22 protein-coding genes are annotated in these 21,464 nt (G+C 75.0%); 20 read left to right on the top strand and 2 right to left on the bottom strand.

The features are described 5' to 3' along the window. Positions 1–8: 8 nt before the first annotated feature. The 20 genes from ACI79F_RS15530 to ACI79F_RS15435 all read left to right on the top strand — a co-directional run bounded on the left by ACI79F_RS15530 (position 9) and on the right by ACI79F_RS15435 (position 18,970). A complete protein-coding gene (locus ACI79F_RS15530; RefSeq protein ID WP_456545436.1) occupies positions 9–482 on the top strand; it encodes a flagellar export protein FliJ in 474 nt (157 codons plus the stop codon). Then, a complete protein-coding gene (locus tag ACI79F_RS15525; RefSeq protein WP_456545435.1) occupies positions 470–1,438 on the top strand; it encodes a transglycosylase SLT domain-containing protein in 969 nt (322 codons plus the stop codon). Before ACI79F_RS15530 ends, ACI79F_RS15525 begins: the two co-directional genes overlap by 13 nt. Next, positions 1,435–2,736 (top strand): flagellar hook-length control protein FliK, encoded by a 1,302-nt coding sequence (locus tag ACI79F_RS15520; RefSeq protein WP_456545434.1) that lies wholly within the window; start codon positions 1,435–1,437, stop codon positions 2,734–2,736. Before ACI79F_RS15525 ends, ACI79F_RS15520 begins: the two co-directional genes overlap by 4 nt. Before the next feature lie 13 nt (positions 2,737–2,749). Then, positions 2,750–3,169, top strand: a complete 420-nt coding sequence (locus ACI79F_RS15515; protein ID WP_456545433.1) for a flagellar hook capping FlgD N-terminal domain-containing protein — start codon at positions 2,750–2,752, stop codon at positions 3,167–3,169. 44 nt (positions 3,170–3,213) lie between these two features. Continuing rightward, positions 3,214–4,476, top strand: coding sequence for a flagellar hook protein FlgE (locus ACI79F_RS15510; RefSeq protein WP_456545432.1), 1,263 nt, complete (start codon positions 3,214–3,216; stop codon positions 4,474–4,476). 213 nt (positions 4,477–4,689) lie between these two features. After that, a complete protein-coding gene (locus ACI79F_RS15505; RefSeq protein WP_456545431.1) occupies positions 4,690–4,974 on the top strand; it encodes a flagellar FlbD family protein in 285 nt (94 codons plus the stop codon). 3 nt (positions 4,975–4,977) lie between these two features. Then, entirely contained in the window at positions 4,978–5,748 is a 771-nt protein-coding gene (locus ACI79F_RS15500; protein ID WP_456545430.1) for a motility protein A, read from the top strand. Further along, a complete protein-coding gene (locus ACI79F_RS15495) occupies positions 5,745–6,695 on the top strand; it encodes a flagellar motor protein MotB (protein ID WP_456545429.1) in 951 nt (316 codons plus the stop codon). Before ACI79F_RS15500 ends, ACI79F_RS15495 begins: the two co-directional genes overlap by 4 nt. Beyond that, positions 6,692–7,165 (top strand): flagellar basal body-associated FliL family protein, encoded by a 474-nt coding sequence (locus ACI79F_RS15490; protein WP_456545428.1) that lies wholly within the window; start codon positions 6,692–6,694, stop codon positions 7,163–7,165. Before ACI79F_RS15495 ends, ACI79F_RS15490 begins: the two co-directional genes overlap by 4 nt. Positions 7,166–7,277: 112 nt before the next feature. Beyond that, entirely contained in the window at positions 7,278–8,237 is a 960-nt protein-coding gene (locus tag ACI79F_RS15485; RefSeq protein WP_456545427.1) for a flagellar motor switch protein FliM, read from the top strand. Then, positions 8,234–8,992, top strand: coding sequence for a flagellar motor switch protein FliN (gene fliN / locus ACI79F_RS15480; RefSeq protein WP_456545426.1), 759 nt, complete (start codon positions 8,234–8,236; stop codon positions 8,990–8,992). Before ACI79F_RS15485 ends, fliN begins: the two co-directional genes overlap by 4 nt. Further along, positions 8,989–9,411 carry a FliO/MopB family protein gene (locus ACI79F_RS15475; protein WP_456545425.1) on the top strand — a complete coding sequence of 141 codons (423 nt, stop codon included), beginning with the start codon at positions 8,989–8,991 and terminating at the stop codon, positions 9,409–9,411. Before fliN ends, ACI79F_RS15475 begins: the two co-directional genes overlap by 4 nt. Next, entirely contained in the window at positions 9,411–10,253 is an 843-nt protein-coding gene (fliP, locus tag ACI79F_RS15470; protein WP_456545424.1) for a flagellar type III secretion system pore protein FliP, read from the top strand. The genes ACI79F_RS15475 and fliP overlap by 1 nt, the downstream gene beginning before the upstream one ends. Before the next feature lie 73 nt (positions 10,254–10,326). Beyond that, entirely contained in the window at positions 10,327–10,602 is a 276-nt protein-coding gene (fliQ, locus tag ACI79F_RS15465) for a flagellar biosynthesis protein FliQ (protein WP_456545423.1), read from the top strand. 5 nt (positions 10,603–10,607) lie between these two features. Beyond that, entirely contained in the window at positions 10,608–11,372 is a 765-nt protein-coding gene (gene fliR / locus ACI79F_RS15460; RefSeq protein ID WP_456545422.1) for a flagellar biosynthetic protein FliR, read from the top strand. 52 nt (positions 11,373–11,424) lie between these two features. Further along, entirely contained in the window at positions 11,425–12,570 is a 1,146-nt protein-coding gene (locus ACI79F_RS15455) for an EscU/YscU/HrcU family type III secretion system export apparatus switch protein (protein ID WP_456545421.1), read from the top strand. A gap of 184 nt (positions 12,571–12,754) precedes the next feature. Continuing rightward, a complete protein-coding gene (flhA, locus tag ACI79F_RS15450; protein WP_456545420.1) occupies positions 12,755–14,788 on the top strand; it encodes a flagellar biosynthesis protein FlhA in 2,034 nt (677 codons plus the stop codon). Continuing rightward, positions 14,775–17,633 carry a hypothetical protein gene (locus ACI79F_RS15445; RefSeq protein WP_456545419.1) on the top strand — a complete coding sequence of 953 codons (2,859 nt, stop codon included), beginning with the start codon at positions 14,775–14,777 and terminating at the stop codon, positions 17,631–17,633. Before flhA ends, ACI79F_RS15445 begins: the two co-directional genes overlap by 14 nt. Continuing rightward, on the top strand, positions 17,630–17,878 hold the full coding sequence (locus tag ACI79F_RS15440; protein ID WP_456545418.1) for a hypothetical protein: 249 nt from the start codon (positions 17,630–17,632) through the stop codon (positions 17,876–17,878). The genes ACI79F_RS15445 and ACI79F_RS15440 overlap by 4 nt, the downstream gene beginning before the upstream one ends. Positions 17,879–18,052: 174 nt before the next feature. Beyond that, positions 18,053–18,970, top strand: coding sequence for a type IV toxin-antitoxin system AbiEi family antitoxin domain-containing protein (locus tag ACI79F_RS15435; RefSeq protein ID WP_456545417.1), 918 nt, complete (start codon positions 18,053–18,055; stop codon positions 18,968–18,970). 87 nt (positions 18,971–19,057) lie between these two features. Here the strand turns inward: ACI79F_RS15435 and ACI79F_RS15430 are convergent, their stop codons facing one another. Both ACI79F_RS15430 and ACI79F_RS15425 read right to left on the bottom strand, forming a co-directional pair. Beyond that, positions 19,058–20,356 carry a PhoH family protein gene (locus ACI79F_RS15430; protein ID WP_456545416.1) on the bottom strand — a complete coding sequence of 433 codons (1,299 nt, stop codon included), beginning with the start codon at positions 20,354–20,356 and terminating at the stop codon, positions 19,058–19,060. A gap of 245 nt (positions 20,357–20,601) precedes the next feature. After that, entirely contained in the window at positions 20,602–21,360 is a 759-nt protein-coding gene (locus ACI79F_RS15425) for an ABC transporter permease (RefSeq protein WP_456545415.1), read from the bottom strand. Between the last annotated feature and the right edge of the window lie 104 nt (positions 21,361–21,464).

Raw genomic sequence — 21,464 nt, 5'->3', positions numbered from 1 at the left:
GCCTCCTGATGGGCAAGCGGCAGGCCTTCCGGCTGGCGCCGGTGCTGCGGGTGCGCGAGGCGTCGCAGCGGGCCGCGCAGCTGGCCCACGCCGAGGCCGACGGCGCCGCCCGCGCCGCCGGGCGCCGCGCCGAGGAGCTGGCCGCCGCGCTGCACGCCCGCGCGGTCACCGGCACGCACTCGCGGCAGACGTTCCTCGCCGCGATGGTCGCATCGCGGGCCGCGGCTGCCGATGTATCGGCTGCACGGTCGACGGCGCAGGCCTCGGCCGAGCACGCGGAGCTCCTGCGCGCCCGGTGGACCGCCGCCGCGCAGGAGACCAAGGCGCTGGAGAAGCTGCGGGACCGGCACGAGCTGGCCCTGCGTTCCGCCGAGGACGCCGCCGAGACCCGGGCCGTGGACGACCTGGTGACCGGCCGGTGGTCCACCCGCACCGGGTCGGCACCGGCCGAGCGAGGAGAGGAGGGGACGTGGAGGGGCTGACCGCCGTCCAGGGCCGGATCGCCGAGATCCAGAACCGGATCCTGCTGCTGTCGGCCAACCGCGCCTCGTCGACCTCCGCCGCCTGGTCGAGCGCCGCCGCGGCGGCCGGGCTGACCGGCACCTCGGCGACCGGGTCGAGCACCGCGCCCGGCGCCGGGGACGGCACCGCCGGTTCCCGGGTCGTCGCCGAGGCCAGCAGGTACCTCGGCGTCCCCTACGCCTGGGGCGGCACCGACCCCGCCTCGGGGCTGGACTGCTCCGGGCTCGTGCAGCTGGTCTACGGCAACCTCGGCATCGACCTGCCGCGGACGTCGTCCCAGCAGGCCACCGCCGGCACCCCGGTCGCCGGTCTCGCCGAGGCCCGCCCCGGCGACCTCGTCTTCTTCGACCACTCGTCCTCGCGGGCCGGCATCGACCACGTCGGCATCTACATCGGCGACGGCAAGATGATCGCCGCGCCGCAGGCCGGCGAGGTCGTCAAGGTCCAGGACGTCGGCAACCCGACGCTGATCCGCCGGGTGCTGCCCGCCGAGTCGCCGGCGACCGCCGCGGCCGCGTCGCCGGGCGGCGGCCTGGCCGGCGTCCCGTACGCCGACCTGTTCGCCTCGGCCGGCGCCCGGCACGGCGTGGAGCCCGCGCTGCTGGCGGCGGTGGCGCGGACGGAGTCGAACTTCGACTCCTCGGCGGTCTCCTCGGCCGGCGCCACCGGCCTCATGCAGTTCATGCCGGCCACCGCCCGCGGCCTCGGCGTCGACGCGCGCGACCCGGCGTCGGCCATCGACGGCGCCGCCCGCTACCTGCGCCAGCTCACCGACCAGTTCGGCTCGACCAGCCTGGCCCTGGCCGCCTACAACGCCGGGCCCGGCACCGTGACCCGCTACGGCGGCATCCCGCCGTACGGGGAGACCCGGTCCTACGTGTCCAAGGTCCTCAGCGCCGCGGAGGCGTACTCATGACCAGCCCTGCCCTCGCCGTCCTGCCGGCCGCCGCGCCGGCCGCACCCGCCCCCGCGGCGGCGGCCCGCCCCTCGCCGGGCTTCGCGTCGGCGCTCGACGACGCCCTCGGCGGCGACGCCGGCACGCCCGAGCCCGGGACGCAGGCCCCGGCCGCCGACGACGAGACGCCCGCGGCCGCACCGGCCGAGGGCGGTCCCGCCGAGCCGGCCGCCGCGCAGACCCCGGCCGGTCCGCAGGTCCTCGACCCGGCGGCCTGGGCGTTCGCGCTGGCCGTCGGGGCGCCCGCGGCGCCGGCCGACCCGGCGGCCCCCGCGCTGCCCGGCGCGCCGAACGCCGCGGCCGCCGGCGTGCCGGCCGTCGCCGGCGCGCTGCCCGCGGACGCCGCCGTGGCCGCGCCGGCCCCCGCCGGCGCCGGCGCCGCGACCGCCGAGACCGCCGCACCGCCCGCGCACGCCGCGGCACCGCAGCCCGCGGCGCCGCTCCCGGCGCCCGCCACTCCCACCGCGCCGACCGCGGGGGCCGCAGCCGCCGCGTCCCCCGTCCCCGGCGGACCGCCGGCCGGCGACCCCGCGGCCGCGCTCCCCGCCGGGGTCGTCGTCGTCCCGGCCCCCGCGACGGCCTCCGCCGCCGCGTCGGCCGAGCCCGCCCCGGCCCCGGCCGACGCCCCGGCAGGTGCCGCGGCGACCGCCGAGCAGCCCGTGCCCGCCGCGGTCCCCGGCCGGGAGCAGGCCGCGGCCGACCCGCACGCCGGCGGCGACCGGCCCGCTCCCCCGCTGACCCCGGCGGCCGCGCCGGCGGTGCCGGGCGCGACCGGCACCGCCCCGGCGGGCGCGACCGCCGCCGCCACCCCCGCGCCGCCGGTCCCCGTCGCGCCCCAGGTCGCCCCCGTGGTGGCGCAGCTGGCCGCCGGGCCCGACGGCACGCACACCATGACGATGGTGCTCAAGCCCGAGTCGCTGGGCACCGTGGAGGTCCGGGTGACCGTGCACCACGGCACGGTCGACCTCACGCTGCGGCACGCCTCCGAGGCCGGCCGCGCCGCGCTGCTCGACGCCCTGCCCGACCTGCGCCGTGACCTCGAGGCCTCCGGGCTGACCTGCTCGAAGCTCGACGTGGACCGCGACGGCAGCGACCCGTGGACGGCGTCCCAGCACCAGCAGCAGGAGGGCCAGCGGCAGCGCGCCGCCCGCGAGGGCGAGGACCGCGCCCGCCCGTGGCTGCGCGGCGCCGACGCCGACGGCGGCCGCCCGGCACCCGTCGTCCACCCCGCGTCGTCCGGACTCGACGTCCGGGTCTGAGAGAGGACCACCGATGACCACGCCCGTGAGCGGCGCGTACACCGTGCCCACCGTCGTCCCGCAGACGTCGGCGGACCGGCCCGACCAGATGGGCAAGGACATGTTCCTGCAGCTCCTGGTCGCCCAGATGCGCTACCAGGACCCGAACAACCCGGCCAGCACCACCGAGTTCATGTCCCAGACGGCGACGTTCAGCCAGGTCGAGAAGCTCGAGGAGCTGGCCACGCAGAACGCCTCGCTGCTCACCCTGCAGCGGTCGCTGTCGGCCGGCGCCCTGGTCGGCCACGCCGTCAGCTGGACCGACGAGAACGGCGCCACGAAGAGCGGCGTCGTCAGCTCCGTCCGCTTCGGCGACGACGAGCCGGTCGCCGTCGTCGGCGGGCGCGAGGTGCCCTTCACCCGCCTGACCGAGGTCTCGATCCCGGCGTCCTGAGCCCCTCCCGCAGTCCCCCACCCCACCCCCCGAAGGGACCCCCCGTGCTCCGCTCCATGTTCTCGGCCATCTCCGGCCTGAAGGCCCACCAGACCAAGCTCGACGTCACCGGCAACAACATCGCCAACGTCAACACCGTCGGCTACAAGAGCCAGTCGGCCGTCTTCGAGGCCGCGCTGTCCCAGACGCTGCGGGCCGGCGGCGCGCCGGTCGACGGCAACGGCGGCAGCAACCCCGCGCAGGTCGGTCTCGGCGTCAAGGTCGCCGGCATCAGCACCAACTGGGCCCAGGGCGCCACCCAGACCACCGGCCGCGCGACCGACTTCATGATCGAGGGCGACGGCTTCTTCGTGGTGCGGTCGGGCACCGAGCAGCTGTTCACCCGCTCGGGCTCCTTCGGCTTCGACCTGGCCGGCAACATCATCACCGACAGCGGCGCGATCCTGCAGGGCTGGACGGCCGACGCCGACGGCACCATCGACCAGAACGGCGCCATCGGGAACCTCACCATCCCCTTCGGCCGCGGCATCGCCCCCAAGATGACCGGTGGCGCCGGCGAGGTCGGCGGCACCGTGGCCGGCAACCTCTCCGCCTCGGCGGCGACCGGCGCCCAGGTCGAGACCCAGGTGACCATGTACGACGACCTGGGCAAGGAGATCCCGGTCTCCTACGTCTTCACCCGGACGGCGACCGGCTGGACGGCGGACGTGACCCGCCCGGGCACCCCCGTGCCGCCGGCCACCACCGCGCCGCCGGTCAGCATGCTCACCGCCCCGGTGGCGCTGACCTTCGACAGCAGCGGCAACCTCACCGGCCCGGCGACCGGGTCGTTCACGTTGACCGCCCTCCCGGCCGGCTGGACCGGCCCGGTGACGATCGACGTCGCCGGCCTCACCCAGTACGGCAGCCCCACCACCGCCGCCGCGACCGGCCAGAACGGCTACGGCGCGGGCGTGCTCGAGACCTTCAGCCTCGGCAACGACGGCACGGTCACCGGCGTCTACTCCAACGGCGAGAGCCAGACCATCGGCCGCCTGGCGCTGGCCACCTTCGCCAACCCCGGCGGCCTGGAGAAGGCCGGCAGCAGCACCTTCCGCCCGGGCAACAACTCCGGCCTCGCGCTGATCGGCGCCCCCGGCACCGGCGGGCGGGGCTCCCTGCTCGCCGGCGCGCTGGAGATGTCGAACGTCGACCTCGCCGAGGAGTTCACCGGCCTGATCGTCGCCCAGCGCGGCTTCCAGGCGAACAGCCGCGTCATCACCAGCTCCGACGAGGTCCTCCAGGACCTCGTCAACATGAAGCGCTGATGACGGGCCTCCCTCCGCCGCGAGGGAGGCCGCACACGGCCCGGCTCCCCCGCGGGGGGGCCGGGCCGTGCCGTGTCGCCCCACCTCACCCCTCCGGGTGGGACGGCGCCACCCCGTTCGGCTCAAGAGGCTCCTGGCCTGGGCCGATACATCAAGCACCGCGAGATCCCGCAGCGGCTGCTCCACCCTCCGATCGAGCAAGAGGTCCGACCCGTGATCCGAGTGACGCGCCTGAACGGGGAGCAGTTCGCCCTCAACCCCGATCTCATCGAGCGGGTCGAGGGCCACCCCGACACCGTCGTCTTCCTCGTCGACGGCACCAAGTACGTCGTCCGCGAGAGCGTCGACGAGGTGCTGACCGAGATCCGCGAGTACCGCGCGAGCATCCTCGCCACCGCCTACGAGATGGACCGGGGCACCTACCGCGCGACCCGCACCGAGACCGACGGCGACAGCCACGGCTCGGTCGTCCCCTTCCCGGCCCGCGAGGAGCGCTGACCCGTGGACCCCGCATCCCTGATCGGCATCGTCGTCTCGCTGGTCGCCCTCCTGGTCTTCATGGTCATGGAGGGGTCGGACCCGATGACCCTGATCTTCCTGCCGGCCATCGTCCTGGTGATCGTCGCGACCTTCGGCGCCGCGATGACCAGCCAGACGATGAACGACCTGAAGAAGATGCCCGGCTGGTTCAAGATGGCCGTCCTCCCGGCCAAGGTGCCGCCGGCCAGCGACCAGATCCAGACGCTCGTCGGCCTCGCCGAGAAGGCCCGCAAGGAGGGCCTGCTCGCGCTGGAGGCCCAGGTCAAGCAGATCGAGGACCCCTTCCTGAAGCGCGGCCTGCAGATGGGCATCGACGGCACCGACCCCGAGCAGCTGCGCGCCGTCCTCGAGGCCGAGATCTCGGCCAAGAAGGCCGAGGACAAGGTCGCGGCCAAGTTCATGAACGCGATGGGTGGCTACGCGCCGACCATCGGCATCGTCGGCTGCATCGTCGGCCTGATGAACGTCATGGGGAACCTGAGCAACCCCGAGCTGCTCGGCCCGATGATCGCCTCGGCGTTCGTCGCCACCCTGTGGGGCGTCATGGCGGCCAACTTCTGGTTCCTCCCCATGGGCGCGAAGATCCTCCGGGTCAGCGAGCTGCAGGCCGCGCAGATGGAGCTGCTCGTCGAGGGCATCGCCGAGATCCAGGCCGGCACCAGCCCGCGCGCCGTCCGGCTCAAGCTGAACTCCCTCATCCCGCCCAGTGAGGTCGCCAAGGAGGCCGCATGAGCGGCGGCGGCGGCCGCCGCCGCGGCAAGAAGCACGAGGAGGAGGAGCACGAGAACCACGAGCGGTGGCTGGTGTCCTACGCGGACATGATGACGCTGCTGCTCGTCCTCTTCGTCGTCCTCTTCGCGATGAGCCAGGTCGACAAGGAGAAGTTCGCGGCCCTGGCTTCGGGCCTGTCGGAGGCCTTCGGCGCGCCGATCCAGGCCATCACCGGCCCGGGCACCAGCTCCGACGCCTCCGTGCTCCCCGCCCTCGACGCCGCCGTCGACGTGCAGATCCCGCCCGCCCCGGCGGCGCAGGAGTCCGTCGACGCCGCCGCCGCGCAGGCCGCCGCCCAGGAGGCGCAGCGGCTGGCCGCCGAGGCCCAGGCGCAGTACGCCTCGCTCGACGGGGTGCGCGACCAGATCGACGCGGCCCTGTCGGCCGCCGGGTACGCCGGCGCCGCCCGCTACGAGATCGACGAACGCGGCCTGGTCGTGCACATCGTCTCCGACCCGGTGCTGTTCGACGCCGAGAGCGCCACCCTGCTGCCGCAGGGCCGGTCGATCCTCGACGCGATCGCGCCGGCGCTGGCCGCGCTGCCCAACCAGCTGGACGTCGAGGGCCACGCCAACCACCTGCCGGTGACGCCGGGCGGCCCGTGGCCGTCGAACTGGGAGCTGTCGGGCGCCCGCGCGTCGACCGTCGTCCGCTACCTGGCCGGTGACGGGGTGCCCGAGGGCCGCATGGCGGCGACCGGCTACTCCGCGACCCGCCCGATGGTGCCGGAGTCCGACCCCGGCGCGATCACCCTGAACCGCCGCGTGGACATCGTCGTCCTCTCCACGGCCTCCGCCGAGGCCAACGAGCTCCTGCCAGGCCTCGACGCGGCGGGCGCTCCCACCCCGGCCGGCAGCTCGTCCGGCACCTCGACCAGCACCACCGCGCCCGAAGGAGGGCACCCGTGAGCAAGAAGAAGACGGCCGACGCCGAGGCGCCCGAGGAGGAGGGCGGCAAGGGCGGCAAGAAGAAGCTGCTGCTGATCGTCGGGGTGGCCCTGGTGGCGCTCGGCGCCGGCGCCTACTTCTTCCTCTTCGCCGGCAGCGCCGAGGCGGCCGAGCCCGTCGCCGGCGAGGTGCTCCCGCTGGAGTCCGTGGCCGTCAACCTCGCCGGCGGCGGCTACCTGAAGATCGGCATCGCGCTGCAGCTCACCGAGGACGCCGCCGGCGGCGGCCACGGCGGCGCCGCGGTCGACGGCTCCCAGGCCCTGGACCTGGTGATCTCCACCTACTCGCAGGCCCAGCCGGCCGACGTGACGGGCAACCGCGAGGCGCTCAAGGAGTCGCTGCGGCACCAGATCATCGAGGCCTACACCGACCACGAGGCGGGCACCGAGATGGTCATGGACATCTACTTCACGGAGTACGTGACGCAGTAGCACTCCCGCCCCGGGGGCCCCGCCGTCCCCGTTCGTCACTCCCTCCCCGGCTGACCGGCGGCGCCCCGCGCCGCCGGTCAGTTCGCGTTCCGGGCCCGCCGATGAGGGAGGCGTGACCCGCCCCGAGAACGTCTTCGTCCCCGGGGGTGCCGGGACGCCGGCCGCGGGTGGCCGCCGTCGCGGCGCGCCCCGCACGTACGACTTCCGACGCCCCACCAAGCTGTCCCGCGAGCACGTGCGCGTGCTGCAGATCGCGCAGGAGGCCTTCGCCCGGCAGGCGACGACCGTCCTGACCACGCTGCTGCGCACCGGCGCGCGGATGGAGCTGCAGAGCATCGAGCAGCAGTCCTACGACGACTACGTCGCGACGCTGCCCAACCCCTACTTCCTCACCACGTTCACGCTCGAGCCGCTGGCCGGCAAGGGGCTGCTTGCCTACCCGCTGGACATCGCGATGGCCACGGTGGACCACATGCTGGGCGGCTCGGGGGCCGCCGACCAGCCGGACCGCCCGATGACGGCGATGGAGACCACCATCACCGGTCAGCTGCTCGGCCGGCTGCTCGACGAGTTCGCCGCCGCGTTCGCGCACATCGCCGAGATCCAGCCGGTCCGCGACGGGCTGGAGTACAACCCGGCGCTGGCCCAGGCCGCGGCCGGCTCGGACACCGTGATGGTCGCCAGCTTCGAGCTGTCGGTCGGCGAGCGGGACGGCGAGGCCACCCTGGTGCTGCCGTTCTCCTCCTTCGCCACGCCGCTGAACAACGCGACCTCGCCGCACCTGTCCGAAGCCGCCCAGCGCAAGCGGCAGCGGGCCGCCGAGCTGCTCGCCGCCCGGCTGGAGCTGGTGCCCGTCGACGTCAGCGTCCGGTTCACCCCGCTCGAGGTCTCCTCCAGCGACCTGCTGTCGCTGGCGGTCGGTGACGTGCTGCTGCTGCGGCACCCCCGGGACAGCCCGCTGGAGGTCACCACCAACGACGTGACGTTCGCCTACGCGATCGCCAGCAACCACCGCCGCCGGCTCGCCGCCGCCATCGTCCCCACCCCGTACGCCGCGAAGGACACCGCATGACCGCCACGCTCGATTCCGTCTCCGCCGACCACAGCCGGGCCTCGGAGACGATCGCCGCCGTCGTCGTCGCCGCCGCGCACGCCGCCGCGGCCCTGGTCCCCTCCCCCGTCGACCTGGTCGCCGGGGACGCGGTCACCGACCCCGACGCGGTCCAGCTGCCGCCCACGGCCGCCGCCGCGGTCAGCGCCCGGCTGTCCGGGGAGGTCACCGGCGACGTCGTCCTGGTGCTGTCCGCCGAGGTCGTCGAGGCGCTGGACAACTCCCCCGTCGGGCCGATGGACGTCGCCACCGCGCTGCGCCCGGCGCTGGAGGCGGCCGCGGCCGCGCTGGGCCGGGTGCGGGTGGACTCCGAGCGCACCGAGGACCCGGTCACCGCGCTGGACGGGCTGCGGGACAAGGGCATGTACGTGGCCGTGCCGCTGCTGGGCGGCGAGGAGCACATCGCCACCCTCGCGCTGCAGGTCACGCTGCCCCAGCCGCAGGCCAGCCGGCGCGGCAGCCTGGAGCTGCTGCGGCACGTGGCCATGGAGGTCACCGTCGAGATCGGCCGCACCCGGATGACCGTCGGCGAGCTGCTCTCGCTGCACCCGGGCGAGGTCGTCGAGCTCGACCGGGCCGCCAGCGCGCCGGCCGACCTGCTGGTCAACGGCACCCTCATCGCCCGCGGCGAGGTCGTCGTCGTGGACGAGGACTTCGGCCTGCGGATCAGCGAGATCGTCAGCGACGCCGCCGCCGAGCTGGGTTCCGCGCAATGACGTGGATGCTGATCCGGCTGATCCTGTCGCTGGCCTTCGTGGGCGGCGTCCTGTGGTTCGCCGCGCGCCTGGCCCGCAAGCGCGGGATGGGCGCCTCCAACGGCCTCGTCGAGGTCGTCGCCCACCAGCGGGTGGGCCGGGCCAGCACGGTCAACGTCATCCGCGTCGCCGACCGCGTCCTGGTGGTCGGCGCGACCGAGCAGTCGGTCACCCTGCTGGCCGAGGTGGACGGCGAGCTCGTCGACGCCACCCTGGCCGAGCGCGAGCTCGCCGCCCTGCCCGGCGGGGAGACCGCCCACGGTGTGCGCCGCCCGGTCGTGACCGCCCGCCCCGGCGGCGTGCTGGCCGGCTCCGTCCTCGACCGCGGCAGCTGGGGCGGCTTCGTCGCCCAGCTGCGCGAGCGGACGGTCCGCCGCTGATGACCTCGCCTCGCCCCGTGCCCGCGCCGACGACGTCCCCGGCGCTGCGCCGGACCGTCGTCGTGCTGCTGGCGCTGATCGCCGGCGCGGTGGCGGCCGTCGTCCTGGCCGGCCCCGCCGCCGCGGCGCCGACCACGCCCACCGCGCCCGCGGCGCCGACCGCCCCGGTCGTGCCGGCGGTCGACGGCGGCGTGGACATCTCCGTCGGCGGCGGCAGCCCCAGCACCTCGGTGACGCTGATCCTCGCGATCACGGTGCTGTCGGTCGCGCCGTCGGTGCTGCTGCTGGCGACGTCCTTCACCAAGATCGCCGTCGTCCTGTCGCTGACCCGCAACGCGCTCGGCCTGCAGCAGTCCCCGCCGAACTCGGTGCTCACCGGCATCGCCCTGTTCCTCACCCTGTTCGTGATGGGCCCGGTCTTCTCCGACATCAACGAGCAGGCCGTGCAGCCCTACCTCGACGGGCAGCTGACCGTCGGCCAGGCCTACGACGTGGGCGTCGTCCCGCTCAAGGAGTTCCTGCTCTCCAACACCCGCGACGACGAGCTGGAGCTCATGGTCGGGCTGTCGGGCGAGGAGCAGCCGGAGGACCGCGAGTCGGTGAGCATGACGACGCTGATCCCGGCGTTCGTGCTCTCGGAGCTGAAGAGCGCGTTCATCATCGGGCTGGTCATCTTCATCCCGTTCCTGGTGCTCGACATGCTCGTCGGCTCCGCGCTCATGGCGATGGGCATGATGATGGTGCCGCCGTCGATCGTGTCGCTGCCGTTCAAGCTGCTGCTGTTCGTCATCGTCGACGGCTGGGCGTTGATCACGACCTCGCTGGTCGGGAGCTACACGTGAGCGAGCTCGCGAGCTCACGCGTGAGCACAGCACCGCCGGTCATGGCGGCGACGAGTGCCAGCGAGGAGTCGTCGTGACCGACGCGGATGTCACCGAGATCGCGATCAGGACGATGATGCTCGGCGCCAAGATCGCGGCGCCGATCCTGCTCACCGCGCTGCTGGTCGGCTTCCTCATCTCGCTGTTCCAGGCGGCCACGCAGATCCAGGAGCCCACGCTCTCCTTCGTCCCGAAGATGATCGCCGTCTCCATCGCGCTGCTGGTCACCGGGAACTGGGTGCTGTCGGAGATGGTCAGCTTCACGCAGTCGCTCTTCGACGACCTCCCGCGGCTGCTCGGGCGGACCTGAGCGCCATGGACCTCGAGGTCCCGGCGGTCACCCTCGTCGCGCTGCTGATGGCCACCGCGCGCGCGGCCGGCTTCGTGCTGGTGGCCCCGCCGTTCAACACCCGGATGATCCCGGCCCCGGTGAAGGGGGCGCTGGCGCTGGCGCTCTCGGTCGCGCTGTTCGGCCAGATCGCGCCCACGCTGCCGAACCCGACCGCCGGGTTCGTCATCGTCGGTGCCGTCACCGAGGTCGTCATCGGGGCCGCGCTGGGCTTCGTCGTCCAGGTCTTCTTCGCCGCCGTCCAGGTCGCCGGCGACCTGATCGACGTCTCCGGCGGCTTCTCCATGCAGCCGGCGTACGACCCGCTGTCGATGAACACCAGCGGCTCGATCAGCCGGCTGTACTACCTGCTGGCCACCACGCTGCTGTTCACCAGCGGCGGCCACCTGCTGGTCGTGCGCGGGTTCGCCACCTCCTACGAGGGCCTGCCCGTCGGCGGCGGCGTGCCGACCGAGCACCTCGGCGAGGTGCTGGTGACGGCGTTCTCGATGATGTTCCTGGCGGCGCTGCAGATCGCCGGGCCCATGGTCGCGGTGCTGCTGCTGGCCGACGTCGCGCTCGCGCTGCTGTCTCGCGCCGCGCCCGCGCTGAACATCTTCGCCATCGGCTTCCCGGTGAAGATCATGCTCACCCTCGCGCTGCTGGGGCTGACCTTCCCGCTGCTCCCGCCGGCCCTCGACGCGCTGCTCGAGCAGGCCACCCGCGCCGTCGTCTCGCTGCGGAGCGGGTGATGGCGGCCGCCGGCGCGGCCACCCCCTCGACGTCCGGTGAGGGGGTGAGCTGATGGCCAAGGACGGGCCCGGTGGGGAGAAGACCGAGAAGCCGACTCCCAAGAAGCTCAGGGAGGCCCGCAAGGACGGGCAGATCCCCCGGACGCAGGAGCTGGGGACCTGGGCCGGGGTGGCGGTCGCCAGCTTCCTCATGCCGATGCTGATCGGCAACGCCTACGACGCGGTCGGCGAGCTGTTCGTGCAGGTGGGCGCGATCGCCGACGACCCCCGCCCCGAGCGGGTCACCGGCATGCTCGGGCAGGCGCTGTCGGCCTTCCTCTCCACCCTGCTCCCCGCGGCCGTCGGTCTGATGGTGGTGGGGATCGTCGCGTCGGCGGCCCAGGGCGGCGTCACCGTGTCGGGCAAGCCGCTCAAGCCGACGCTGCAGAAGCTCAACCCCTTCCCCGGCATCAAGCGGATGTTCGGCACCCAGGGCATCTGGGAGGCGGCGAAGGCGGTCATCAAGACGGCGGCGCTGGGTGCCGTCGTCGTCGTCACCAGCGACCGCGCGCAGACGCTCGTCTCCTCCGCCGGCGCGCTGCCGATCTCGGCGATCGTCGCCACCTTCAGCGACTGCGCCGTGCTGATGCTGCGGGTCGTCTCCGTCACGGGGCTGGTCATCGCGATCGCCGACTACGTGATCGTCCGGATGAAGACGATGAAGCAGCTCAAGATGAGCCGCTACGAGATCGAGCAGGAGCACAAGCAGGCCGAGGGCGACCCGCACATGAAGGGGCACCGGAAGTCGCGGGCGCTGGCGATGTCGCGCAACCGGATGATGGCCGACGTCGCCGAGGCCGACGTCCTGCTGGTCAACCCCACCCACGTCGCGGTGGCGCTGAGGTACGAGCCGGCCAAGGGCGCGCCCCGGGTGGTGGCCAAGGGCGCCGACCTCGTCGCGGCGAAGCTGCGCGAGAAGGCCGCCGAGCACCGGGTGCCGATGGTGCAGGACGTGCCGCTGGCGCGGGCCCTGCACGCCTCCTGCGAGATCGGCCAGGAGGTGCCGCCGCAGCTGTTCACCGCGGTCGCGCGGGTGCTGGCGTTCGTCATGCAGCTCGGCGCGCGCGGCGTGCGCGGCGGGTTCCACCGGCCCGGCTTCGAGGCCCCCGACGTCGAGGGCCTGCCCCGCGCCGGCCAGAGGAGGCTGCCCGCGGCCTGACCCCTCCTCCCCCCGCGACGAGATCTGCACGGTCGCCGGCATCAGCGGCTGATGGCGACGAGTGTGCAGATCTCGCGCTGCCGCCTGCCCGTGACCGGCGGGGCGGCTGTGACGCGTGCGCTCGCCCACGTCCCGGGCCGTGCCGGGGTTGAGCCGAACTGCCGATGAGTTCTCCGTGAGAGGCATGAGCAAGGCCGCGGTCCCGATCGGCGTCGTGGCCATCGTCCTCATGCTGGTGGTGCCGCTGCCCTCGCCGTTCCTCGACGTCCTGCTCGGCCTGAACATCACCGCCTCGCTGCTGATCCTGCTGGTCGCGATGCAGATCCGCCGGCCGCTGGACTTCCACGTCTTCCCGTCGCTGATCCTCATCGCGACGCTGTTCCGGCTGGCGCTGAACGTCTCCTCCACCCGCCTGGTGCTCACCGACGGCTTCGCCGGCAAGGTGATCGAGGCCTTCGGGCACTTCGTCATCAGCGGCTCGCTGATCGTCGGTCTCGTGATCTTCGTGATCCTGACGATCATCCAGTTCGTCGTGATCACCAACGGTGCCGGCCGCGTGGCCGAGGTCGGCGCGCGGTTCACCCTCGACGCCCTGCCCGGCAAGCAGATGGCCATCGATGCCGACCTCAACGCCGGCCTGATCAACGAGAAGCAGGCGCGCAAGCGCCGCGCCGACGTCACCGCCGAGGCCGACTTCTACGGGTCGATGGACGGTGCCTCGAAGTTCGTCAAGGGCGACGCCATCGCGGCGATCATCATCACGCTGATCAACCTCATCGGTGGGTTCGCGATCGGCGTCATGCAGAACGGCATGGCCCCCGGCGAGGCCGTCGAGACCTACTCGCTGCTGACCGTCGGCGACGGGCTGGTCTCCCAGATCCCGGCCCTGCTGCTGTCCACCGCGACCGGCATCATCGTCACCCGCTCGGCCTCCGACGGGGACATGGGCAGCGACCTGCTCGCCCAGCTCGGCCGGTTCAAGCAGCCGGTGCGCATCGCCGGCGGCGCGGCCCTGGCGCTGTGCCTCATCCCCGGGCTGCCCAAGCTGCCGTTCCTCATCATCGGGGGCCTGTTCCTGTTCCTCGCCTCCCGCATGACGGAGGCGGCCCCGGAGGAGGACGAGGAGACGACGGCGCTGCCCGGCGACGACGAGCCGCGCCCGGACTCCCCGGAGGCCATCGCCGAGAAGATGCGCGTCGACCCGCTGGAGCTCGAGGTCGCCTTCGACCTCGTGGACCTGGTCGACAGCAGCCGCGGTGGCGATCTGCTGGACCGGGTCAAGGCGCTGCGCCGGAAGGTCGCCATGGAGACCGGCCTGGTGATCCCGCTGGTGCGCACCCGCGACAACCTGGACCTGCCCGCCTCCCAGTACGTCATCTGGCTCAACGGCGTCCCCGCCGCCAAGGGCAGCTCCCCCGCCGGCACCGTCCTGGCGATCGGCGACGGCCTCGACGGGCTGCCCGGCCGCGCCACCCGCGAGCCGGTGTTCGGGCTGGCGGCCAAGTGGGTGCCGGCCGAGCTGCAGCGGCAGGCGGAGATGGCCGGCGCCACCGTCGTCGACCGCTCGTCGGTCATCACCACGCACCTGGCCGAGGTCGTGCGGCAGAACGCCGCCGAGCTGCTGGGCCGCGAGGACGTGAAGCTGCTCGTCGAGATGGTCAAGCGGACCCACCCGATCGTCGTCGAGGAGCTGACCCCGTCGCTGCTCACGCTCGGGGAGATCCAGCGGGTGCTGCACGCACTGCTGGCCGAGAACGTCTCGATCCGCGACCTGGTGCGCATCTTCGAGGCGCTGTCGGTCCGGGCGAAGACGTCGACCGACCTCGACGGCCTGGTCGAGGCGGTCCGCGCCGCCCTCGGCGCCGCGATCAGCCACCCCTACGTCACCCCCGACGAGCGGCTGCACGTGCTGACGCTGGACCCCGGTTTCGAGCAGCGGCTGCTCGAGTCGGTCCGGCAGAGCGACGGCGGCCTGGTGCTGGCGCTGGACGCCGGCGCGGTCGACGCGCTCGTCACCGGGTGCTCCGGGCTCCTGGAGGAGGCCGAACGCCACGGCCTGGCCCCGGTGCTCGTGTGTTCCCCCCAGGTCCGGGCGGCGCTGTCCCGCCTGATGCGCCAGGTCCTGCCCCGGCTGCCGGTGATCTCCTACTCGGAGGTCTCCCGGACGGCCACGATCGAGTCACTGGGAGTGGTGAGCGGTGCCGTTGCCATCCGTTGAGGCCGCCACGCGCGAGGGCGCCATCGCCGCCGCGCGGGAGAAGTACGGCTCGTCCGCGCGCGTCGTCGCCGTCCGCAAGACGCGCAGCGGCGGGGTCATGGGCTTCTTCACCACCGAGCGCTACGTCGCCGAGGTCGAGGAGGTCGCGCCCCGCCGCCGGGAGCCGGCGTCGCTGGCCGACTCGCGCCGCCGCATCGAGGCCGCGCTGAGCCGCGACGACCGGTTCGCCGACGAGTGGGACGGCGACGGCCACGAGCCCGCCCGCGCCGAGCCGGCCCGCCGTCCCGCCGCCCGCGCGTCCCGGCCGGACCCGGTCGACGAGCTGGCCGGGCTGCTCGGGCACGGGGCCGGGGAGGCGCCCGAGGTCGACGTCTACTCGCGGGCCAGCTTCGCCCGGGCGGCGGCCGCCGGCCGGACCGGTGCCCGTCCCGCCGCCACCCCGGCCGCACGCCCGGGGACGCCGCCGCGCACCCGGACCGGTGCCGCCGCCCGCCCGCCGGTGACCCCGGACGCCGAGGAGCCGGCGCGCCCGTCGCTGTTCACCTCCGCCCTGGCCCAGGTCGTGAGCGAGGACTCCGAGGTGCGGGCCGCCGTCGAGGAGGCCGTGGCGACCGCCGCACCGCAGACCCGCACCCCGGCGGCGGGCCGGACGGCCGCGCGCCCGGGCACCCGGGCGGCGGCGACGCCGGCCGCCGGCGGCGGTCTCGCCGCGGCGCTGGCGGCGGTCGAGAAGGCCGCCGCGGAGAAGGCCGCCGCCGAGCGTGCGGCGGCCGAGCGCGCCGAGGCGGCCCGCCTGGCCGCCGAGCAGGAAGGCGCGCGGATCGCCGCGCAGCGCGAGGCCGCCCGCCTGGCCAGGGAGCGTGCCGCCGCGGAGAAGGCCGCCGCCGAGGAGGCCACGCGGCTCGCCGCGGAGCAGGAGGCCGCCCGTCTCGCCGCGGAGGAGGAGGCGGCCCGGATCGCCGCCGAGCAGGCCGCCGCCGAGGAGGCCGCGCGCCTGGCCGCCGAGCAGGAGGCCGCCCGCCTCGCCGCGGAGGAGGAGGCCGCCCGCCTCGCCGCGGAGCAGGCCGCCGCCGAGGAGGCCGCGCGCCTGGCCGCCGAGCAGGAGGCCGCCCGCCTCGCCGCGGAGCAGGCCGCCGCCGCGGAGGCCGCCCGACTGGCCGCCGAGCAGGAGGCCGCCCGTCTCGCCGCCGAGCGGGAGGCCGCGCGCCTCGCCGCCGAGCAGGAGGCCGCCCGCCTCGCCGCCGAGCAGGAGGCCGCCCGCCTCGCCGCGGAGCAGGCCGCTGCCGAGGAGGCCGCGCGGATCGTCGCCGAGCAGGAAGCCGCCCGTCTGGCCGCCGAGCAGGAGGCCGCGCGCCGGGCCGCCGAGGAAGCCGCGCGGCTCGCGGCGGCGCAGGAGGCCGCGCGGATCGCCGCCGAGCAGGCGGCCCGGGCCCTCGCCGAGCAGGAGGCCGCCCGCCGGGCCGCGGAGGCCGCCCGCCTGGCCGCCGAGCACGAGGCGGCGCGCCTGGCCGCCGAGCGCGAGGCCGCCCGCATGGCCGAGCCGATCACCGTGGAGTTCGCGGTCCCGATGGAGGAGACCGGGGTGCCCACGTGGCTCTCCGAGCCCGAGGTCGCCGGCCCGGCCACCGTCCGCGAGGAGGCGATCGCCGAGGTGCTGCGCGCCGCCCTGGCGCACGACACCTCCGACGACGTCCTGACCGACATACTCCGCGGCGTGCTGTCCAGCGCCTCGCAGCGGCCGGCCCTGCGGTCGGGCGCGGCCGCGGAGCAGACCTGGGTCGAGGGCGCGGCGGAGTCCGACGAGTGGGAGGTCGTCGCCGACGTCCTCGCCCCGACGGCGACCGACCCCGCGCCCCTGCCGCTGGACTCGACCGCGATCCTGCCGCCGCTGTCGCTGCTGCCGCCGCCGAGCCCGGGCACGCAGCTCGCCGTCCCGCCGCTGCTGAGCGGCCGGCCGCCCGTGCCGCCGCGGCGCCTCCCGCCGGTGCCCGGCCAGGCGGTCGCCCGCGTGGCGTCGTCGCGTGCGCCGCAGGGCCTGGCGACGGTGACCCCCCTGCCGGTGCCGCGTGCCACGGTGCGTCCGGCCGCCGGCCCCGTCGTCGTCACCTCCGTGCGCGAGCGCCCGGGCGGTCTCGTGCCGGCCGGCGGGCTGGTGGACCCCCGCATGATCGAGGCCGCCGGCACCGTGACGCGGCTGCGGGCCCTCGGCCTGCCCGAGGCGCTGCTCGGCGGCGGTCTCGCGGCCGACATCGCGGCGAACGGCACCTACGCCGCGCTGACCCGCGCGCTGGCCAAGCTGCCGGCCGCGCCCGCGGTGCCCACCGGTCCCGGTGAGGTGCTGCTCGTGGTCGGCCCCGGCGCGGAGACCCTCGCCGCGGCCCGGTCGCTGGCCGCCTCCCTGCGCCTGGACGCCGACCGCCTGCAGTGGGCCAGCCGCGGCGACCTGGCCAACCTGGTCCCGCACGCCAGCCGCATCGCGTCGGTGGACACCGCCATGGAGCGCAAGCAGCAGGCGATGCAGGCCGGCGAGATGACCGTCGTCGCGGTCGACGCGCCGCTGCGCGCCGGCGGCCGCACGTGGCTGGAGCAGATGCTGGCCATCTGGGCGCCGTCGGCGGTGTGGGCCGTCGTCGAGGCCACCCGCAAGGCCGAGGACCTGGGCCCGTGGCTCGACGCGCTCCCCCGCGTCGACGCCCTCATGGTCCAGGACACCGACCTGACCGCCGACCCGGCCGCGGTGCTCTCCCGCGCCGCCGTCCCGGTCGCCCTGCTGGACGGCGCCCGTGCCACCGCGCACCGCTGGGCGTCCCTGCTGTGTGAGCGGCTGGAGACCGCCGAGGCATGAGCCCGCTGCGCTGGGAGGTCCTCGGGCTCGCGTTCGTGCTGGCCCTGCCGGTGCTGGCCATGGGCCTGCGGGGCGACCTGACGCTCGACGACGTCGTCACGCGGCTGCCCTGGTGCCTGGCCGCGGCCTGGGCGGCGGTGGCGCTCCTCGCCGCCGTCGCCCGGCCGCGCCCGGGGAAGCGGAAGCCGGCGCAACCCGGTGAGCCGGCCGCGGCCGATCAGGCGGAGCCCACCCCGGCCCCCTGACCCGCCGGGGCCCCTCACCACCGCGCCCTTCCCTCCGCTCTTGCGGCGTTCCTCGCGCTCCTGCGGTGTTGCAGCACCGCGGGAGCGCGGGGAACACCGCGAGAGTGCATCCCGGCTGTCCACAGATCCGCGGAACCGCTCCCCTCGCCGGGGTGCCCCGCCGACGCTCGCCGCATGACCACCGCCGAGAGCGGCCGCCCGCTGCTGCGCCCGACCGCCCTGACCCAGGGCTTCACCGACGACGAGCTGGCGAGGCTGGTCCGCCGGCGAGAGCTGACCCGCCTGCAGCGCGGGGCCTACGTGGGGCCCGGTACGGCGCCGGACGACCGGCTCCGCCTGATCGCGACGCTCGGTGGACTACGCGTACCGGGCGTGGTCGGTCACGCCTCGGCGGCGCTGCTCCACGGGCTTCCCCTGTGGCGGGTGCCGGTGCGCAAGCTGCACGTGATCCGGCGCCCCGGGTCGGCGGGCAGCGGCAGCGCCCGGGTGCACCTGCACGTGGCCCGGCTGCCGGACGACCAGGTCACCATGGTGGACGGCGTCCCGGTCACCGACGTCTCGCGGACGGTCCTGGACCTGGCGCGGACGGCGCCGTTCGAGTCCGCGGTCGTCGTCGCGGACGCGGCGCTCGAGCGGGAGCTGACCAGCGAGGACGAGCTGCGCAGCTACCTCGACGGGATGGGGTCGGCCCCCGGCACCCGCCGCGCGGCACGCGTCGTCGACTTCGCCGACGGCCGCAGCGGCAGCGTCGGCGAGAGCCGGAGCCGGGTGCTGATCCACCGGCTCGGGTTGCCGAGGCCGGACCTGCAGGTGGAGGTGCGCCGGGCGGACGGCTCGCGGATCGGGTTCTGCGACTTCGGCTGGGCGGAGGAGCGCACGGTCGCGGAGTTCGACGGGCGGATCAAGTACGGCCGCTGCCTGCGGCCGGGACAGGAGCCCGGCGACGCGGTGTTCGTCGAGAAGATCCGGGAGGACGAGATCCGGGACGCCGACCGGCAGGTCACGCGGTGGATCTGGGCCGACCTCGACGTCCCGCAGCGGGTCGGGGACCGCCTGCGCCGCGCGTTCGCGCGTGGCCGCCGCCGCGGTTGACCCCACTCTTGCGGTGTTCCTCGCGCGTTCGCGGTGCTGCAGCACCGCATGTGCACGAGGAACACCGCAAGAGCGGCGCAGGCGGGGTCAGAGCGGGAGGTCCTCCAGCATCTCGGTGACCAGCGCGGCGATCGGCGAGCGCTCCGAGCGGGTCAGGGTCACGTGCGCGAACAGCGGGTGGCCCTTGAGCGCCTCGATGACCGCCGCGATGCCGTCGTGCCGGCCGACCCGCAGGTTGTCGCGCTGGGCGACGTCGTGGGTGAGCACCACCCGCGAGCCCGAGCCCAGCCGCGACAGCACGGTGAGCAGCACCCCGCGCTCGAGCGACTGCGCCTCGTCGACGATCACGAACGAGTCGTGCAGCGACCGCCCGCGGATGTGGGTCAGCGGCAGCACCTCGATGAGGTCGCGGGCGGCGATCTCCTCGGTCACCTCGCGGGAGACGAGCGCCCCGAGCGTGTCGTAGACAGCCTGCGCCCAGGGCGACATCTTCTCGCCCTCGCTGCCGGGCAGGTAGCCCAGCTCCTGCCCGCCGACGGCGTACAGCGGCCGGAAGATCACGACCTTCTTGTGCGCCCGCCGCTCCATCACCGACTCCAGCCCCGCGCACAGCGCGAGCGCCGACTTGCCGGTGCCGGCCCGCCCGCCGAGGGAGACGATCCCGATCTCGGGGTCGAGCAGCAGGTCCAGCGCGACCCGCTGCTCCGCCGACCGGCCGTGCAGCCCGAACGCCTCGCGGTCGCCGCGCACCAGCCGCACCTGCTTGTCCGGGGTCACCCGGCCCAGCGCCGACCCGCGCGACGACAGCAGCACCAGCCCGGTGTGCGCGGGCAGCTCGGCCGCGGCCGGGACGTACACCTCGCCCGAGTCGTACAGGGCCGACAGCTCGTCGTCGTCCAGGGAGAGCTCGGCCATCCCGGTCCAGCCGGCGTCGACGGCCTCGACCACCCGGTACTCGTCGGTGTCCAGCCCGACGGCGGCGGCCTTGACGCGCAGCGGCACGTCCTTGGTGATGAGGCAGACGTCGCGCCCCTCGGCCCGCAGGTTCAGCGCGACGACCATGATCCGGCTGTCGTTGCTGTCGTTGCGGAAGCCGGCCGGCAGCACCGACGGGTCGCTGTGGTTCAGCTCCACGTGCAGGGTGCCGCCCTCGTCGCCGATCGGCACCGGTGCGTCGAGCCGGCCGTGCGCCAGGCGCAGGTCGTCGAGGATGCGCAGGGCCTGCCGGGCGAACCACCCCAGCTCCGGGTGGTGCCGCTTGTCCTCGAGCTCCCCGATGACGACCAGCGGGAGGACCACGTCCGAGTCGCCGAACCGGCGCAGGGCGCCCGGGTCGGAGAGCAGGACGGAGGTGTCGAGGACGAACGTGCGACGACGAGTGGTCACGGATCGACTCCCGTGGGGCGCGGGCCGCGCCCCGGCTCGAAGGTGGCCGGGCCCCGGCGCAGGGGCCGGGCACCGGCCCCCCTGGTCGACGAACTCGTCAGCACCAACCGGGCCTCCCGTGGACGGCGGGGAGGTCCCCGTCGTCCACCCCGGACGCTAGGCCCGGGAGGTGACAGGAACATGTCGAGCGGGCCACGTGTCCCCCGAAGGGAGCACCAGCCGCACCACCCGTCCCAGCCGGCCGGTCAGCCGCTCTCCCGCCGGAACCGGCGCACCCCGAACGCCCAGCCGAGCCCCGCCAGCACCAGGGTCAGGCCGACGCCCCACCACACCGCCGAGGCGCCGTAGTCGCCGTCGAACAGCGACCGCGCGCCCTCCACCACGTGCTTGATCGGGACGACGTCGCTGATCGCCTGCAGCCACCCCGGCGCCAGGGTCATCGGCAGTAGGATCCCCGACAGCAGCAGCACCGGCAGCACGAACGCGTTGAGCAGCGGCGCGAACGCGTCCTCGCTCTTGAGCGTCAGCGCCAGCGCGTAGGAGATCGACGCGAACGCCGCGCCCAGCAGCGCGATCACGACCAGCGTCGCCACCACGCCGAGCAGCGGCGCGCGCAGCCCCAGCGGGATCGACACGAGCACCAGCAGGGTGCCCTGCACGAGCAGGACGACGACGTCGCGCAGCACCCGGCCGAGCAGCAGCGCCGTCCGGCTGGCCGGGGTGACCCGCTGGCTCTCCACCACGCCCGCGCGGTACTCGCCGATCAGGGCGAAGCCGACGAACAGCGCCCCGAAGATGCCCAGCTGGACGAGGATGCCGGGCACGAAGACCTGGTAGGCGTTGTCCCCGCCGAGCTGGCCGGACAGCGGCTCGAGCAGCGGCCCGAACAGCACGATGTAGAGGATCGGCTGCAGCAGGCCGATGACCACCCACGCCGGGTTGCGCAGCGACAGCCGCATGGCCCGGGCGAAGACGGTCCAGGTGTCGCGGGCGAGGACGGTCACGCCGGCACCTCCTGCGGCGCCGGCGCCGGCGGCGCGGGGGCCGCCTCGCGCCGCGAGCGGCCGGTGAGGCCGAGGAAAAAATCGTACAGGCTAGGGCGGCGGGG

The sequence above is a fragment of the Blastococcus sp. SYSU D00868 genome, from assembly GCF_054050575.1.
Note: the sequence above shows the minus strand (reverse complement) of the source record. Positions and strands in the feature narration are given on the sequence as shown.

What these genes read in the sequence shown, in the direction of transcription:
- ACI79F_RS15530 (WP_456545436.1), top strand. Translation starts at nt 9, where the DNA reads ATGGGCAAGCGGCAGGCCTTCCGGCTGGCGCCGGTGCTGCGGGTGCGC.
- ACI79F_RS15520 (WP_456545434.1), top strand. Translation starts at nt 1,435, where the DNA reads ATGACCAGCCCTGCCCTCGCCGTCCTGCCGGCCGCCGCGCCGGCCGCA.
- ACI79F_RS15515 (WP_456545433.1), top strand. Translation starts at nt 2,750, where the DNA reads ATGACCACGCCCGTGAGCGGCGCGTACACCGTGCCCACCGTCGTCCCG.
- ACI79F_RS15495 (WP_456545429.1), top strand. Translation starts at nt 5,745, where the DNA reads ATGAGCGGCGGCGGCGGCCGCCGCCGCGGCAAGAAGCACGAGGAGGAG.
- fliN (WP_456545426.1), top strand. Translation starts at nt 8,234, where the DNA reads ATGACCGCCACGCTCGATTCCGTCTCCGCCGACCACAGCCGGGCCTCG.
- ACI79F_RS15475 (WP_456545425.1), top strand. Translation starts at nt 8,989, where the DNA reads ATGACGTGGATGCTGATCCGGCTGATCCTGTCGCTGGCCTTCGTGGGC.
- fliP (WP_456545424.1), top strand. Translation starts at nt 9,411, where the DNA reads ATGACCTCGCCTCGCCCCGTGCCCGCGCCGACGACGTCCCCGGCGCTG.
- fliR (WP_456545422.1), top strand. Translation starts at nt 10,608, where the DNA reads ATGGACCTCGAGGTCCCGGCGGTCACCCTCGTCGCGCTGCTGATGGCC.
- ACI79F_RS15455 (WP_456545421.1), top strand. Translation starts at nt 11,425, where the DNA reads ATGGCCAAGGACGGGCCCGGTGGGGAGAAGACCGAGAAGCCGACTCCC.
- flhA (WP_456545420.1), top strand. Translation starts at nt 12,755, where the DNA reads ATGAGCAAGGCCGCGGTCCCGATCGGCGTCGTGGCCATCGTCCTCATG.
- ACI79F_RS15440 (WP_456545418.1), top strand. Translation starts at nt 17,630, where the DNA reads ATGAGCCCGCTGCGCTGGGAGGTCCTCGGGCTCGCGTTCGTGCTGGCC.
- ACI79F_RS15435 (WP_456545417.1), top strand. Translation starts at nt 18,053, where the DNA reads ATGACCACCGCCGAGAGCGGCCGCCCGCTGCTGCGCCCGACCGCCCTG.